General features: G+C 68.8%; 15 protein-coding genes. All 15 read right to left on the reverse strand.

The window, feature by feature from the left end:
* Positions 1-6: 6 nt before the first annotated feature.
* On the reverse strand, positions 7-1,170 hold the full coding sequence (locus ACTF4R_RS06585) for an acyl-CoA dehydrogenase family protein (protein WP_440007570.1): 1,164 nt from the start codon (positions 1,168-1,170) through the stop codon (positions 7-9).
* Positions 1,171-1,466: 296 nt separating this feature from the next.
* Positions 1,467-2,714 carry a M24 family metallopeptidase gene (locus tag ACTF4R_RS06590; protein ID WP_440007092.1) on the reverse strand — a complete coding sequence of 416 codons (1,248 nt, stop codon included), beginning with the start codon at positions 2,712-2,714 and terminating at the stop codon, positions 1,467-1,469.
* A 91-nt stretch (positions 2,715-2,805) separates the two neighbouring features.
* Positions 2,806-3,195, reverse strand: coding sequence for a DUF7344 domain-containing protein (locus ACTF4R_RS06595; protein ID WP_440007093.1), 390 nt, complete (start codon positions 3,193-3,195; stop codon positions 2,806-2,808).
* Between the two features lie 256 nt (positions 3,196-3,451).
* Positions 3,452-4,141: a type 1 glutamine amidotransferase gene (locus tag ACTF4R_RS06600; RefSeq protein ID WP_440007094.1), complete on the reverse strand. Its 690-nt coding sequence runs from the start codon at positions 4,139-4,141 to the stop codon at positions 3,452-3,454.
* 56 nt (positions 4,142-4,197) lie between these two features.
* Positions 4,198-5,604, reverse strand: a complete 1,407-nt coding sequence (locus ACTF4R_RS06605) for a class I adenylate-forming enzyme family protein (RefSeq protein WP_440007095.1) — start codon at positions 5,602-5,604, stop codon at positions 4,198-4,200.
* Positions 5,605-5,682: 78 nt separating this feature from the next.
* On the reverse strand, positions 5,683-7,611 hold the full coding sequence (locus ACTF4R_RS06610) for a S9 family peptidase (RefSeq protein ID WP_440007096.1): 1,929 nt from the start codon (positions 7,609-7,611) through the stop codon (positions 5,683-5,685).
* Between the two features lie 338 nt (positions 7,612-7,949).
* On the reverse strand, positions 7,950-9,524 hold the full coding sequence (locus ACTF4R_RS06615; RefSeq protein WP_440007097.1) for a bifunctional N(6)-L-threonylcarbamoyladenine synthase/serine/threonine protein kinase: 1,575 nt from the start codon (positions 9,522-9,524) through the stop codon (positions 7,950-7,952).
* Between the two features lie 9 nt (positions 9,525-9,533).
* A complete protein-coding gene (locus ACTF4R_RS06620; RefSeq protein WP_113274743.1) occupies positions 9,534-9,668 on the reverse strand; it encodes a 30S ribosomal protein S27ae in 135 nt (44 codons plus the stop codon).
* A complete protein-coding gene (locus tag ACTF4R_RS06625) occupies positions 9,668-9,997 on the reverse strand; it encodes a 30S ribosomal protein S24e (protein WP_440007098.1) in 330 nt (109 codons plus the stop codon). The genes ACTF4R_RS06620 and ACTF4R_RS06625 overlap by 1 nt, the downstream gene beginning before the upstream one ends.
* Positions 9,998-10,142: 145 nt before the next feature.
* Positions 10,143-10,790 carry a DUF7504 family protein gene (locus tag ACTF4R_RS06630; protein ID WP_440007099.1) on the reverse strand — a complete coding sequence of 216 codons (648 nt, stop codon included), beginning with the start codon at positions 10,788-10,790 and terminating at the stop codon, positions 10,143-10,145.
* Positions 10,791-11,066: 276 nt separating this feature from the next.
* On the reverse strand, positions 11,067-11,573 hold the full coding sequence (locus ACTF4R_RS06635) for a GTP-dependent dephospho-CoA kinase family protein (RefSeq protein ID WP_440007571.1): 507 nt from the start codon (positions 11,571-11,573) through the stop codon (positions 11,067-11,069).
* Positions 11,574-11,649: 76 nt separating this feature from the next.
* A complete protein-coding gene (gene spt4 / locus ACTF4R_RS06640; protein WP_113274746.1) occupies positions 11,650-11,847 on the reverse strand; it encodes a transcription elongation factor subunit Spt4 in 198 nt (65 codons plus the stop codon).
* Between the two features lie 2 nt (positions 11,848-11,849).
* Positions 11,850-12,422: a DNA-directed RNA polymerase gene (locus ACTF4R_RS06645; RefSeq protein WP_113274747.1), complete on the reverse strand. Its 573-nt coding sequence runs from the start codon at positions 12,420-12,422 to the stop codon at positions 11,850-11,852.
* 1 nt (position 12,423) lies between these two features.
* Positions 12,424-12,798: a DUF188 domain-containing protein gene (locus ACTF4R_RS06650; protein WP_433626309.1), complete on the reverse strand. Its 375-nt coding sequence runs from the start codon at positions 12,796-12,798 to the stop codon at positions 12,424-12,426.
* Positions 12,799-14,031, reverse strand: a complete 1,233-nt coding sequence (locus tag ACTF4R_RS06655; RefSeq protein WP_440007100.1) for a translation initiation factor IF-2 subunit gamma — start codon at positions 14,029-14,031, stop codon at positions 12,799-12,801.
* Between the last annotated feature and the right edge of the window lie 122 nt (positions 14,032-14,153).

A 14,153-nucleotide genomic window follows, 5' to 3' on the forward strand; every position in this document is an offset into this window, starting at 1 on the left:
ACCGGACTACTCGTAGGCGGCAATCCCGGTCAGATCCTCCCCCAGCACCAGGGTGTGGATGTCGTGGGTGCCCTCGTAGGTGTAGACGGTCTCCATGTTGGCCATGTGGCGCATCGGGGGGTAGTCGGTGGTGATGCCGTTACCGCCGAGCATCTCGCGGGCGACGCGGGCCTGGTCGCGGGCCATCCGGACGTTGTTGCGCTTGGCCATCGAGACGTGCTGGGGGCGCATGTCGCCGCGCTCTTTCAGTTCCGCGAGCCGGTGGGCGAGCAACTGGGCGGTCGTTATCTGGGTGGCCATCTCCGCGAGCTTCTCCTGCTGGAGCTGGAACCGCGCGATGGGGCCGCCGAACTGCTCGCGGTCGGTGGCGTAGTCGCGGGCCGTCTCGAAGCAGTCCCGGGCCGCGCCGACTGCGCCCCACGCGATACCGTAGCGGGCCTGCGTGAGACACGACAGCGGTCCCTTCATCCCCTCGACGTCCGGCAGGACGTTCTCCTTCGGAATCCGGACGTTCTGGAGGCCGATTTCGCCCGTGACGGAGGCCCGCAGCGAGAGCTTCTCCCCTATCTCGTTGGTCGTCACGCCGTCGCGGTCGGTCTCGACGAGGAAGCCCCGGACGGGGTCGTCCTCGGCGGAGTGGTCGCGCGCCCAGACGACCGCCACGTCCGAGATGGGCGAGTTGGTGATCCACGTCTTCGAGCCGTTCAGCACGTACTCGTCGCCCTCCCTCTCGGCGCGAGTCTCCATCCCCGAGGGGTTCGAACCGTGTTCGGGTTCGGTCAGGCCGAAACAGCCCACCGCCTCGCCCGTGCCGAGGTCCGGCAGCCAGCGCTCTTTCTGCTCCTCGGAGCCGTAGGCGTAGATGGGGTACATCACGAGCGCGCCCTGCACGCTGGCCATCGAACGCAGACCGGAGTCGCACGCCTCCAGTTCCTGCATCAGCAGGCCGTACGCTTTCTCGCTGACCCCTGGTAGGCCGTACCCCTCCAGGTTCGGCGCGTAGAAGCCGAGTTCGCCCATCTCGGGGATGACCTCGGTCGGGAAGGTGCCCTCCTCGAAGTGTTCGCCGACGTCCGGCTTGACGTTCTCCTCGACGAACTCCCGGGCGGTGTCCCGTATCATCCGCTCCTCCTGGTCGAGGTCGGCCTCCAGTGAGACGTAGTCCAGCATGGTTGTCCCTGTGGGACCGGTCGTGAAAAACACTCCTACTCGGTGGCCGAACCGCCGCCCCGATACGTTCCGGTTCCGGCGACCGTCGCCGGTTTGTACCTCGGTCGGGCACCGAAAGGGGACGTGGGCCTCACCTCCCTCCGGGCCACGTTCGTCTCGCTCGCCGCGGGAATCGTCGTCGGTGGCGCGCTCGCGGCCCTCGACCTTCTGAATCCGGCCTCGGCCTTCCGAGTCTGGCCCCGGCCCCCGGTCGGCGTCGTCGCCGGCGCGACGGCGCTGCTCGGCACGTTCGTCGGTCACTGGGTCGTGACGTCGGGACCGCTCCGACCCGTCTCCCGTCGCTCCCGCTCGCTCGACGGCCGCCAGCACCGCGGATAGTCGGTCAGGTTCTCGTACCCCGGTTCGGTGACGACGACGAGGTCCTCGATGCGTACCCCGCCACGGTCGGGGTCGTAGACGCCGGGTTCGACCGTCACCACGTTGCCCGCTTCGAGTTCGGCGTCGCTCGACAGCGAGGGCGCTTCGTGCAGCGAGCGGCCGACGCCGTGGCCCGTGCCGTGGTACATGCCGACCTCGACAGCGCCGGAGTCGAAGCCGTGGTCGCCGAGCACCTCGGTCGCGCGCTCGTGGACGGCGCTCGCCCGTGTGCCGGCACCGCCGTCGAGCACGGCGAACGCGGCGTCCTGGGCGTCACAGACCGCGTCGTAGGCCGCCTGCTCCCACTCGCCGAGCGGACCGACGACGAACGTCCGCGTGCAGTCGCCGTAGTAGCCCGCCGGGCCGCGCGGCGAGAGGTCGAGGAGGACGGTCTCGCCCGGCCGTATCTCGGCGTCCCCGGTGAAGTGGAGGTCGGCGCAGGTCGGCCCCGCGCCGACGACGGTGTTCCCCGCGCTCCGGACGCCACTGCCGGCGAGGACGGCGTTCACCTCGCGCCGGAGTCGCTCGGTCGTCAGCGGTTCGCCGTCCCGGAACACCGCTTCGGTACCCGGCGTCGCGTCGGCGAGCACCGCCTCGGCGCGGGCCATCCCGCGCCGGGCCGCCGCCTGGACTGCCGCGATGCGGTCGCGCTCGGCCTCGGTCTTTCGCGCCCGCCCGAAGTCGGCGTCCGTGGTGGCGACGGCGAACGTCTCGGCGAGCGTCGAGACGGCGTCGTACGGGGCGCTCCCGGGGACGAGCAGTCGCTCCACGCCGTCGAACTCCTGCAGGGTCTCGGTCGCTCGCTCGGCGGCGGTCGTGCCGTCCTGGCCCGCGGCGGTCCGTACGTCGCCCGGGAACTCCCGGCGCGCCTGCTCGGCGAAGAGGCGCGGCGCACAGAGCACCGCCCGGCCGTCGGCGTAGACGACGGCGTAGTCGCGGTCGGGGCCGGAGAATCGCGTGAGATGCCGGAGCAGGTCGTCGAACCGGTCGCCGACGTGGACGAAGGCGTCTGCCGCCCGGGCGTCGAGTCGGGTTTCGACGGCGCTGCGGACTCGCTCGAACGCCGCGTCGGAGTCGCTCGTGCCGGACGCGTCCGCTCGGAACGAGCGGCGTCGGTCGTCGCTCATGGCGTCACCACTCGTCGGTCGGTGATGAGCGTTCGCATACCGGGAGAACGCTCCGGAAAAACATCGGCGTCGGACGAGCGGCGGTCTCCGGTCAGTCCTCGAACGACACGGCGTCGTCCCGCGTTATCGCGATGTCGAGGTAGGCCTCGGCCTGCTCGGCGTGAACGCCCTGGTCGACGAGGTCGCGGTCGTCGTCGTACTGGACGAGACCCGCCATCGCGAGCTTCGGCAACTGGGTGTGCCGCAGGGACGTGCGGACGTTCTGGAGGTGCTCGTTCGAGACGAGGTCGATAGCCTTGTCGGTCTCCCACGCCGCGACCGACTCGACGAGTTCGGCGACCGTCACCGGCGTCTCGTTGCGGCGAAGGTAGTGGAGAACGTATCGACTACGTCGGGACGCGAGTGCATCGAAGAGGGCGTCCTGCGAGAGTGACGGCACGTCGGAGTCCGGTCCTGCCGGAGCCGACGTGCCCTGTGTCAAGCTTTCCTCCCTGTCCGTCGACTGGTTTTCCATAGCAATAGGGAAAGTCGCGTTCAAGGGTGACTTTGGTGGCTAACTATTCATGCCGTTTATATCTTCGACGAGAACTGAACCGACCAAACCGCAGTACTGCGGAGGGGCACCGTTCGTGCCGGGGAAGACGGTGGAGATTCGACGAAAGTGGACCGACGCCACGAGCGAACGGCGGGCGAGGCGGGAACCGACCCCGGGCGGCGAGCCGAACGCTCGGTCGCTCTCACGCCGGAACCTCTCGCACGTCCCGGACGTAGTCGAGGAAGTTCTCGAAGACGAGTTTCGCCTCGCAAGCCGCGTCGTGGTTCTCGTCGGTGATGCCGTCGAGGACGCGCCGGATGCGGTCGTCCGGCAGGTCCTTGCCCCGGGTGACCTCCTCGGCGGTGGCCGTGTCGTACTCGGGGTGGAACTGGACGCCGAAGACGTCGCCCTTCCGGAAGCCGTGGTTGCCGTACTCGTTCTCGGCGATGGACTCCGCGTCGGGCGGCAGTTCGGCCACCTCGTCGGAGTGGGTCGTGAACGCGACGAAGCGCTCGTCGACGCCCTCGAACAGGGGCGAGTCGCCCGAGTGCCGTATCTCGCGGTAGCCGATTTCGTACTCGCCCATGTCCCGGACTTCGCCCCCGAGCACGTCCGCGAGCAACTGGTGGCCGTAACAGACGCCCAGCATCGGCATTCCGGTCTCGATGGCCCGCTCGACCCACTCCTTCACCTGCGATATCCACGGCTCGTCCCAGTAGACCGACGAGCGCGACCCGGAGACGACCGCACCGTCGAACTCGAAGTCGCCGGGGAGATGGCCGGACGTCACGTCGAACTCGACGAGGTCGGCGTCGAGTTCTCGACGGAAGTTCCGTCGCGTGTTCTCGCCCTCGTGAGCGGCGTTCAGGAACGCTATTCGGAGACGGCTCATCGTAGGAAAAGACTCAGTCCGGAGACAAGTGGGTTTCGCTCCCGGGAATCCTGCCGCTACTCCTCGTCGGTCTCGAACTGCCGCCGCAGTTTCGCCCGGTCGAGTTCCCCGGTCGGACGCCGCGGGAGCGCCCCGACCACCTCGACGGCCCGGGGCACCTCGTGGGACGCCAGTCGCTCCTCGGCGAACTCCCGGAGCGCGCCGGGGGCCACGTCGCCGACGACGACCGCCTTCGGCGCGGGACCCCCGGTCTCGTCCGCGGACTCGACGACGCCCGCCGCGACGACGCCCGGCGCGGTTTCGAGCACGGCCTCGACTATCCGCGGGTGGACGTGCTCGCCCGCGTGCTCGAACCGCTCGCCGACGCGCCCGACGAGCGCGTACGCGCCGTCCTCGCGCCGGAACAGGTCGCCCGTCGGCACCCACCCGTCGGACGACGCGCCGTCGAGGCCCCCCCGGGCCGTCGTCGGTCCCCGGACTTCGAGTTCGCCAACGGTCGCGTCGCCCGTCTCGGCCCGCTCCTCGACCTCGGTCTCCGCGAGTCGCAGTTCGACGCCGGGAAACGGTCGACTCGCGGCGTCGGGGTCCTCGGCGGTACCCCGGAGAACGTTGACGCCGACTTCGGGTCGGCCGTAGGCGCGCACGAGCGGGAGCGGGAACGCCTCGCGAACGTCCGCCGGAACCCGGGCCCGAGTCGCCAGCCAGTCCACCGACGACCAGTCCGTCCCCGCCGCCCCCTCGTCGGCCAGTTCGCGGAACTCCGTCGGCCCCCCGGTGGCGCAGGTGACGCCGTGGCGCTCGACGGCCACCGCCACGTCCTCGGGGTCGAACGCTCGCTGGACGACGACGCATCCCCCGACCGTGAGCAGGGGGAGCACGAACCTGAGCAGGCCGTCGGCGTCCGAGAGCGGCAGCAGCGTCGCGGTGCAGTCGCGCCGGCCCAGACCCCACCCTGCCGTCGCCGCCGCGCAGTTCGCCACGACGGCGCGCGCCGGGAGGTCGACGACGCGGCCGCCCTCCTCGTCGCCGACGTGCAGGTAGAGCAGCGAGTCGTCGGGAGCGGGCGGGGTCGCTTCGCGGGGGTCCGGGTCGACGTGGCGGAGTTCCTCGAACGAGCGCGTCCGGTCGAACCCCCGAACGAGGTCGCGCTGCGCCGACTCGTGGACGACGACCGCGGGGTCGATTCGCTCGACCGGTGCCGTCACCGTCGCGGGGGTCAGCCGGTGCGGCACGGGCGCGAACGCCGCACCGAGGCGGCGGGCCGCGAACAGCAGCGTGAGAACCTCGACGCGGTTGCGCGAGACGACCGCGACGGCGTCGCCCGCCTCGACGCCGAGCGCCGCGAGTCGCCCCGCGGTCTCCTCGGCGCGGGCGGCCAGTTCGGCGTACGACGCGTACTCGTCGTCGACGACCGCCGTCCTGTCCCCCCAGAGGTCGCCCAGTCGTGCGATTGACAGCGACATACTCGACCTGGGACGGGAGAACGGTTAGTAGTTCCGCGGGGTGCGGGCGGTACTCCGTACCCGGGCCGGACGCCCCGTCTACAGTCGCCGCTCGATGTAGTCGACGAGGATTCGGTACTGGCGGATGCGTCGCTCGGTGTCGGTGGAGCCGTGACCCTCCTCACCGAGTTCGTGGTACTCGAAGTCGCCGTCCTCGCCCTCCGTCCACCCCATGTCCTCCAGGGCGTCCCGGAAGAGACGGGCCTGGGAGACGGGACAGCGCGGGTCGTTGACCCCGTGGAGGATGCCGATGGGGCGCTCCATGTTCTCGACGTGGGTGACGGGCGAGCGCTCGCGGTAGAAGTCGGCGTTCGCCTCCGGGTCGCCCAGATGCTGTTCCAGCGTGGTCTTGAAGTGGGGCATCGACTCCTCGTAGAGCCGACGGAGGTCGGTCATGCCGACGATGGCGACGCCGGTCGCCCACAGCTCCGGGTACGTCGTGAGCTGGCAGTAGGTCGAGTAGCCGCCGTACGAGCCGCCGAAGACGGCCACGCGGTCGTCGTCGACCCAGTCGCGGCCTTTCAGCCAGCGGCCGGCTTCGGCGACGTCGCCCTGCTCGTCGCCGCCCCAGTCGCCGTGGACCGCGTTCTTGAACTCTCGGCCCTTGCCCGTCGAGCCGCGGTAGTTCGGCGCGAAGACGGAGTACCCCTGCGCGACGAGATACTGGACGAACGGATTGAACCGACGGAGCGTCTGGGCGTGCGGTCCGCCGTGGACCATCACGAGCGCGGGCGAGGGACGCTCGCCGGAGTCGTACAGCAGTCCGTCTATCTCCATCGAGTCGTGCGACTCGTAGGTGACGTACTCGGCGTCCGCGAACGTAGCGGGGTCGAAGTCGCCGTACTCGGCCTCGACGAGGGGGTCGTGGTCGCCGCTCGCGAGGTCGTAGGCGACGAGTCGCTGGCGGTCGGCGGCGGTGCCGAAGGAGGTCACCACGCGCCCGTCGTCGGTGACGACCCGGGAGGTGCCGGTGCCGACCGGCGCGGCGACGCCCTCGGGGAGGTCGAACTCCTCGCCGTCGCCGTCGGGGTCGTCGTAGCGGACGGGCAGTATCGCACACTCGCGGGTCCGCATCGCCAGCACGTCGCCGTCCGGCGTGAACCGGACCGCGTACTCCTCGTGGTCGCCGGGGCCGTACCACGTGACCTCGTCGGTACCGAGGTCGTACACCCCGACGCGCCCGAGGTCAGCGCTGTTGTCGTCGACCAGCAGACGGTCGCCGCGCCAGTCGCTCATCCCGGCTTCTGCGCCGGTCTCGCCGACGTTCAGGTTCCGCGGGTTCGAGCCGTCGGCGTCCGCGACGTAGACGTCCCGGTTCTCCAGGTCGTCGGCCTCGTTCGTCCGGTAGGCGATTCGCTCGCCGTCGGGACCGTAGATGGCGTCCCAGACGGGCCGGTCGTAGTCGGTCAGTTGCTCGCTCTCGTCGCGTTCGAGGTCGTAGCGGTAGAGGTTCTTCTGCTCGCCGGCGGTACTGGTGAACAGCAGGTAGCGGCCGTCCGGGTCGACGTCCTCCAGCACGCACTGGCCCTCGTGGATGACCAGCGGTTCGCGGTCGCCGTCGAGCGTCATCGCGTGAATATCGTTCTGTTCGTCGCCGTCGTCGTCCTCGTGGAAGAAGATACGCTCTCCGTCCCGGCTCCAGGCCAGCGGGTAGCGCGCGTCGCGCGGGACGTTGCCGTCGCTTATCCGCTCGCGCTCGCCGGTCCGCAGGTCCTGGACGTACAGTTCCACGCGGCCGGTCTCGTCGTAGTAGAAGGCGATGCGCTCGCCGTCGGGCGAGACGACGGGATTGTAGTAGTCGGGCAGTCGGATGAGGTCTTCGAGCGGGAACGGCGCGCCCGCTCGCGCGTCGTCGTTCGGAGCGCCCTGCGAACGGTCGGCGTCTCCCGTCCGTCGGTCGCGGGAGTCGTCCGTCGGGGATTCGGTGGAGCCGTCCGTCGAACCGTCTCGTGGTGTTTCGTCTGTCATGGTGAGGTGTCGTCCTGTCGAGTGGTCTGATGGCGATACGCCGTCGTCCTCGGCACGCCCACGCCCCGCGGGACCGACCGTCGAGTGCTCTCGGCTCGGGTCCCGAGGTCACGTCGTCCGTCGTCGTCCGTCGCGCATCGCCGTCGGTCCGGGTGCGAGTCGTCCGTAGAGCGCCCGGACTTCGCCAGCGACGGAGCAGTAGTTATGCGGAACTGATAGAAAAATACACCGATTTTATTTCAGACTATTCTTCGGCTCAATATTCGAGGGGCTGGATAATAAAGACTTCGGTGGATGCGGCCTGCCGGTCCGCCGGCCAGGGGACCCGCGGACGACGCCTACTGGTATCGTCCGCGTCCCTCGACCTCGCGGAGTCGGTCGAGCACCGACCCGTCGCCCGCGTCGCGGTAGGCGTCCTCGAACGCCGTCTGCAACGCCGCCGCGTCGTCCGCGGTCCCGGCCAGGCTCTGTCCGAACACGTGCAGGTCCATCGCGTAGTCCTCCACGTCGTCGGTGTAGTAGCCGAGGCCGAAGTCGATGAAGAAGGTCCGCTCCGCGCCGACGCGGACGTTCCGGGTCGTCGGGTCGCCGTGGACCAGTCCGGCACCGTGTATCGCCGCGAGGTGACGACCCACGTCGCGCACCCGCGAGGGGGTCAGCGTCTCGCGGAGGTCGGCGTCGCCCACGCGCTCGAACTCCAGGACGGCCTCCCGGCGGTCCACGTCGTAGACGATCGGCGTCGGCACACCCGCGCGGCGCGCGTCGCTCGTCAGGCGCGCTTCGAGCACCGTCCGCTCGCGTCGGAGGCGTTCGTCCAGTTCGGGATGCCGATAGGACTTCGGCAGGCGACGCTTCACGACGCGGTCCTCGCCGATTTCGACGGTCGCCTCCGCGCCGCGAACCTCGCCCTCCTCGTCTATCCGCGGTACCGCGGACTCCGCGTCGTCTCGCCAGGTAACGTCGACCTCGTCCGGCCGGAAGTTCGGGTTCACGCCCGACTCCTCGACCGCGAGCGTGTCGCCCGCCGCCAGCATCTCCGCGCCCAGCACCGCTATCATCCCGGCGTTGTCCCGGAGGAAGCGCGGTTCCGGCGCGAAGAAGTCCGCACCGCGCTGCTCGCACATCTCCTCGAGCATCTCGCGGAGGCGGGCGTTCTGCCCGACGCCACCGCCGAGCACGAGTTCGTCCCGGCCGGTCAGCGACAGGGCTCGCTCTGCGACCTCGGTGAGCATGGCGAAGACGTTCTCCTGGAGCGAGAAGCAGACGTCCTCGACGGGCGCGCCGTCGTCGTAGGCGTCCTTGGCGGCGCTCATGATGCCCGAGAAGGAGAAGTCCATCCCCTTGACGACGTACGGCAACTCGACGTACTCGCCGTCGCTCGCCGCTGCCTCCACCTTCGGCCCGCCGGGATGGGTCCAGCCGACGTGCCGGGTGAACTTGTCGATGGCGTTGCCCACCCCGGTGTCCATCGTCTCCCCGAGCACGCGATAGCGGCCGTTGCGGTAGCCGAGCACGTGCGCGTTCGCGCCGCTGGCGTTCAGGCAGACGGGGGATTCGAACCCCGAGCGCTGACGGCCGATCTCCAGATGGGCGACCATGTGGTTGACGCCGACGAGCGGCACGTCGAGCGTCTGCGCCAGTGCTCGAGCCGCCGTCCCGACGATGCGCAGGCAGGGGCCGAGGCCGGGGCCGCGCGAGAACGCCACCGCCTCGATGGGTTCGTCGGCCCGGTCCAGCGCCGTCTCGACGACCCGGGGGATGGCGTCGCCCATGTGCTCCGCGGCCTCGCGCGGATGGATGCCGCCGCTGTCCGGTTGGTAGGCGTCGGTCTCGATAGAAACCGCGTTCGTTTCACGCGTGAAGACGGCCGCGCTGGCCGCCCACGCCGTCCCTTCGATGCCGAGTATGGCCATCCCGCGTCGCTACTTCCACTCGGTGTAGCTGCACTTGCCGCAGTGGAGACGGTCGCCGTGGTCCGCGAGGAAGGTGTCGCCACAGCGCGGGCACTGCTGGCTCTCCGTCGAACCGTCGTCGCCGTAGAGCTCGTGGCGCGCCATTATTCGGCCTCCTCCGCTTCGGTCTCGCCCTCGGCGTCGGCGTCGGCGTCGGCGGTGATTTTGTTGCGTTCGAGCATGTGGTCCTGCTCGACGTCACGGGCGTGTTCGGGACTGTCGTACACTTTCGCGTAGCCGACCGTCTTGCGCATCCCGAACTTCGTGTTCATCTCGTGAACGACGACCTCGTCGGCGTCCTTGTCGAGTTTCGCCGCGAGGCTGTCGCGAACCGACAGCCGTGACGGGGTCGCGTCGTCGTGAACGATCTGGAACCGCACTTCGGACCGGTGGAGCATGGGATTTTGCTCCTCCGAGAGGATTTCGACTTCCATGTGTAACACTCAGTTGTACACTGTTTCTCCCCGAAGCGTGTAAAAGGATTTCGAAGTGAGCGATTATGACGGTGAGACGCGCGAACGCCCGCGCTTCTCGCCGGTCCGGCCGCGGCGGGAATTTTACAGCTGGAAGTAACGGAAACTATACGGGCAACCACGGCGACGTCAGGTCCCGCCCCGTGAAGTGCCACCGTTCCTGGCCGCCGTCGGCGGCCCGGTACTCGATGACGGCGTCGAACAGCGACGCGAACGCCTCGACCGTCTCGTGGTCGCGCTCGTAGGGGAGGACGAAGTGGCCCATCCCGTTCGCGCCCCGGACCTGGCCGGTCACGATGCCGAGAAACTGGCGGACGACCCTGCGGTCGTACCGGTCCATCAGTGCCGAAAGCGAGTCGAGACAGACGCGCAGTTCGCCCGGTTCCAGTCCGCCGCTCTCGGTGTCGAACGACGTTACCGCCTCCGAGATGGCCGACCCGAGTTCGGCGAGTCCGTCGTCGACGTGGCATCCGGGAATCTCCGGGTCGACGCCTCGCGGTTCGGCGCCGTACGTGACGAACCGGACGGTATCCACCGCGTCGGCGGTCGGCAGGCGACCGCCGGACGAGCGGGCCGCCCCGGCGAGCACCAACAGTCGGTAGCGGCGCTCGCTCGCGTCTCCCAGTAGCTTCCGGCTGGCCGCCGTCAGCACGGAGTCGGGAACGGTTCCGACGAGCAACAGGTTACAGCCCCGGCGCTTGAGGCGCTGGAGGGTCCGCGTGAACTCCGCCTCGACGCTCGGGTCGTCGCCCATCGTCGCATGCTGACCTCTCTTGAGCTATAAATTTTTCTAGTCTTCGACAGCGGATTTACTCGGCATCGTATTCTATCGGCCGTTCGGTGACAATCTCTCGAATCCTCGTCCCCGGCGGAGGGCCTGGCGGGTGCGCGCCCACGAGTCGGGGGCCGACGCCAGCGAGCGAAGCGTTCCGCGAGCGAAAAGCCGGGACTGAAAAGCTGCGAGTGAAAATCGAACGTTCTCAGGACGGACTCGAGTACTCCGCGCACGGGTCGAGTTCGAACTGCGTCGTCAGTCGGCGAGTACGTCGAAGAGTCGGTCGGGGTCGCCGTCCATCCGCGACAGTATGTCCCGCACCGCCGCGCGTGCGTCCTCGTCCACGCGAACGTGGACCATCCCCTCGTCCGGTTGGCCGTAGACGACGCTCGCCCCCTCGGGCGCGGCCAGCACCGCGGGGAGCGCGGCGAGGTCCTCCTCGCCCGAGACGGCGATTACTGTCTTCTCCGGCGCGTCGACGGCGGCGACGAGCGCGTCGAGCAGGTCCGCGGTGAGCGTCCCGGCCGGGTTCGTAACCGTGACCCGGCGGGCGTCGTCGCTGACCGCCGCTTCGACTTCGGGAGCGACCGTCTCGCGCTTCGTCAGGCCGTCGACGAGCGCCACGTCCGGCGTGACGCCGGCGCGTTCGAGGTGGTAGGTGACCACGTCGCCGACTGCGACGAGCGGGTCGCCCGCGTCCGCGAGCAGTCGCTCGGCGTCCGTGACGACGGGGCCCAGCGGCTCCTTCAGTTCGGTGCGCATCGCCTCGGGGAGCGAGACGACGACGTCGCTTCCGGCGCCGTCGCTCCCGTCGGCGGACCGTGGTTCGTCGGTCACGTTACCGGACCTTCAGCGCGTAGCTGCCCGCTTCCGTGACCTCCATCTCCTCGGCGATCTCGCTCTCCTCGGGGTGCGCGATGACGACGTACCCGCTCCAGTCCTCGGTGAGACTGCTCGACCCGCAGATGGGACACAGCTCCTCGTCGGGTTCGACGACGGCGTGACATTCCCGGCAGGCGAGTCGGTCGCTGGCCATCGTCACTCACCTTCCGTGGTCGCCTGACGTTTCTGGCGGTCCTCTTCCAGCCAGCCGTGCTTGCCGAGTCCGACCTGCTTCGCGGTGAGACCGATCTTGCTCTCGCGCGGATTGCGCTCGTCGATGCTCTTGGTGACGATGCGCGCCCGGACGCTGTCGCCGACGCCGAGCGTGCGGTTCGACTCCCGGGAGGCGAGCTGCTGGTTCTCCTCGTCGAACGCCAGGTACTCGTCGGAGATCTGGGAGACGTGCAACAGGCCGTCGACGGGGCCGATGCCGACGAACGCCCCGAAGTTGACGACCTCGACGACCTCGCCGTCGACGACTTCCTGCATCTGTGGGTCGAACGTGACCGCGTCGAACTCGGCCTCGTAGTAGACGCCGGGCCGGTTCGGCAGCACCGCGCCTTGCCCGATGTCGTGGACCTTGGTGACGCTGACGACGCTCCCCACGTCCTCGTCCATCCTGCCTTCGAGTTTGTCCTGCAGTAGCCGCTGCACCAGTTCCGGCGACACGTCCGCGAGGAACTGGGGGGGCACCTCGACCGTATCTTTCAATCTAACCCGTTTGTACATGCTAAGGTTTGCTAACTGCGAGTTTGTTCTGGGCCCTTATATGAATTACCGGAACGCCGGCGTCGAGCAGGCGTTCCCGCAAGGGCGCGTCGTTCGTGACGACGTAGTCGAACCGTGGACCGAGTTCGACCAGCGCGTCGTCGGCGTACGATACCTCGTGGTCGACGGTTCGACACCGCGTCGCCAGGTCCGCGCCCACGCTCGCCGCGGTGGCCTCCTCGCCGCCGCCCTGCGAGAGCGAGTCGAGTTCCTCGACCACGGCGCGGGGGACGACGCAGTCGTAGTCGCCCACCACGCGGTCGAGTTCGTCGAACAGCCTGACGCCGGCTTCGACCGGCATCATGAGGGCGCTGGTGTCCATGGCGACGACCGTCATCTAGTCTTTGAGGGTACCGATGCCGATGAGCCGCCATCGAGCGCCGATGCGGCGGTTGATGGCGATCTTCGCTCCCTCGGGCGCACAGACGGGGCGCTTGAGCGCGACCTCGCACTCGCCCTCGCGCGCGCTGGTGACCGACCCGACGGTCGTCGCGGTGCCGACGGTCAGCATCAGCGGTTCGCCGGTCGATATCTCGTCGACGTCCTCGTCGTCGAGACCGACGAGGCGGTCGAGGAGGTCTACCTCCATCGTGAACTGCCGCCACGTCGGCGGCAGCGTCCCGGGCGGGCCGGCGACCTGGCCGGCCAGCGCGTCGCCCTTCGTGAGGCTCGGGTCCAGTCCGGTCCCGACGCCGAGCAGACCGCCCGGCGTCACCTCGTCGACGGTCTCGCCGCCCGCCTGGAGCGAGCGCACCTCGGTCTGGATGGGTTCCCAGTCCGTCTGGCCGCCCTCCTCGACCTCGCGGCCGGGGCGCAGTTCGAGTTCGTCGCCCGACTGTAAGTTCCCCTGGAAGAGGCTCCCCCCGAGAACGCCGCCCATCAGGCCGTCCCAGGTGGTGCCGGGACGGTTGATGTCGAAGCTCCGGGCCACGTACATCTGCGGGTCGGCGTCCGGGTCGCGGTCCGGCGTCGGAATCTCCTCCTCGACCGCCTGCATCAGGAGGTCGACGTTGACCTCCTGCTGGGCGCTGATGGGGACGATGGGGGCGTCTTCGGCGACGGTCCCCTCGACGAACTCCTGAATCTGTTCGTAGTTCTGGCGGGCCTGGTCGCGGTTGACCAAGTCTATCTTGTTCTGGGCGATGACGATGTTGTCGATGCCGATGATGTCGAGCGCCATCAGGTGCTCTTCGGTCTGGGCCTGCGGGACGGGTTCGCTGGCGCTCACGACGAGCACCGCGCCGTCCATGATGGCCGCTCCCGACAGCATCGTCGCCATTAGCGTCTCGTGACCGGGCGCGTCGACGAACGAGACGGTGCGAATCGGCTCGCTCTGGGAGCCGTCCGGGCACGTCTCGTCGACGGTGTAGCAGTCCGGTTCGTCCAGGTCGGGACAGCGTCGGAACGTGGCGTCGGCGTATCCGAGGCGGATAGAGATCCCCCGCTTCATCTCCTCGGAGTGTTGGTCGGTCCATTCGCCAGAGAGCGCCTGAACCAGCGTCGTCTTTCCGTGGTCGACGTGGCCGACGAGTCCGATGTTCACCTCCGGTTGGTTGTGGTTTTCAGTCAACGTTTACCTCCTGAGAGTAATTTGGTGTAGATTCGCCCCGAACGACTGATAAACCTGCTGTTCTAGAACGGACGCTGCAACGTGACAGATTGGTAACCAAAACGAAATACACGGAAGGTTTT

The sequence above is a fragment of the Halomicrococcus pelagicus genome, assembly GCF_051917725.1.
GTDB lineage: Archaea > Halobacteriota > Halobacteria > Halobacteriales > Haladaptataceae > Halomicrococcus.

Bases quoted from the DNA above. Each gene is read 5' to 3' on its own strand.
- ACTF4R_RS06600 (WP_440007094.1), bottom strand. From the start codon at position 4,141: ATGAGCCGTCTCCGAATAGCGTTCCTGAACGCCGCTCACGAGGGCGAG.
- ACTF4R_RS06610 (WP_440007096.1), bottom strand. From the start codon at position 7,611: ATGACAGACGAAACACCACGAGACGGTTCGACGGACGGCTCCACCGAA.
- ACTF4R_RS06585 (WP_440007570.1), bottom strand. From the start codon at position 1,170: ATGCTGGACTACGTCTCACTGGAGGCCGACCTCGACCAGGAGGAGCGG.
- ACTF4R_RS06625 (WP_440007098.1), bottom strand. From the start codon at position 9,997: ATGGAAGTCGAAATCCTCTCGGAGGAGCAAAATCCCATGCTCCACCGG.
- ACTF4R_RS06645 (WP_113274747.1), bottom strand. From the start codon at position 12,422: ATGTACAAACGGGTTAGATTGAAAGATACGGTCGAGGTGCCCCCCCAG.
- ACTF4R_RS06635 (WP_440007571.1), bottom strand. From the start codon at position 11,573: ATGCGCACCGAACTGAAGGAGCCGCTGGGCCCCGTCGTCACGGACGCC.
- ACTF4R_RS06605 (WP_440007095.1), bottom strand. From the start codon at position 5,604: ATGTCGCTGTCAATCGCACGACTGGGCGACCTCTGGGGGGACAGGACG.
- ACTF4R_RS06590 (WP_440007092.1), bottom strand. From the start codon at position 2,714: ATGAGCGACGACCGACGCCGCTCGTTCCGAGCGGACGCGTCCGGCACG.
- ACTF4R_RS06615 (WP_440007097.1), bottom strand. From the start codon at position 9,524: ATGGCCATACTCGGCATCGAAGGGACGGCGTGGGCGGCCAGCGCGGCC.
- ACTF4R_RS06650 (WP_433626309.1), bottom strand. From the start codon at position 12,798: ATGACGGTCGTCGCCATGGACACCAGCGCCCTCATGATGCCGGTCGAA.
- ACTF4R_RS06630 (WP_440007099.1), bottom strand. From the start codon at position 10,790: ATGGGCGACGACCCGAGCGTCGAGGCGGAGTTCACGCGGACCCTCCAG.
- spt4 (WP_113274746.1), bottom strand. From the start codon at position 11,847: ATGGCCAGCGACCGACTCGCCTGCCGGGAATGTCACGCCGTCGTCGAA.
- ACTF4R_RS06620 (WP_113274743.1), bottom strand. From the start codon at position 9,668: ATGGCGCGCCACGAGCTCTACGGCGACGACGGTTCGACGGAGAGCCAG.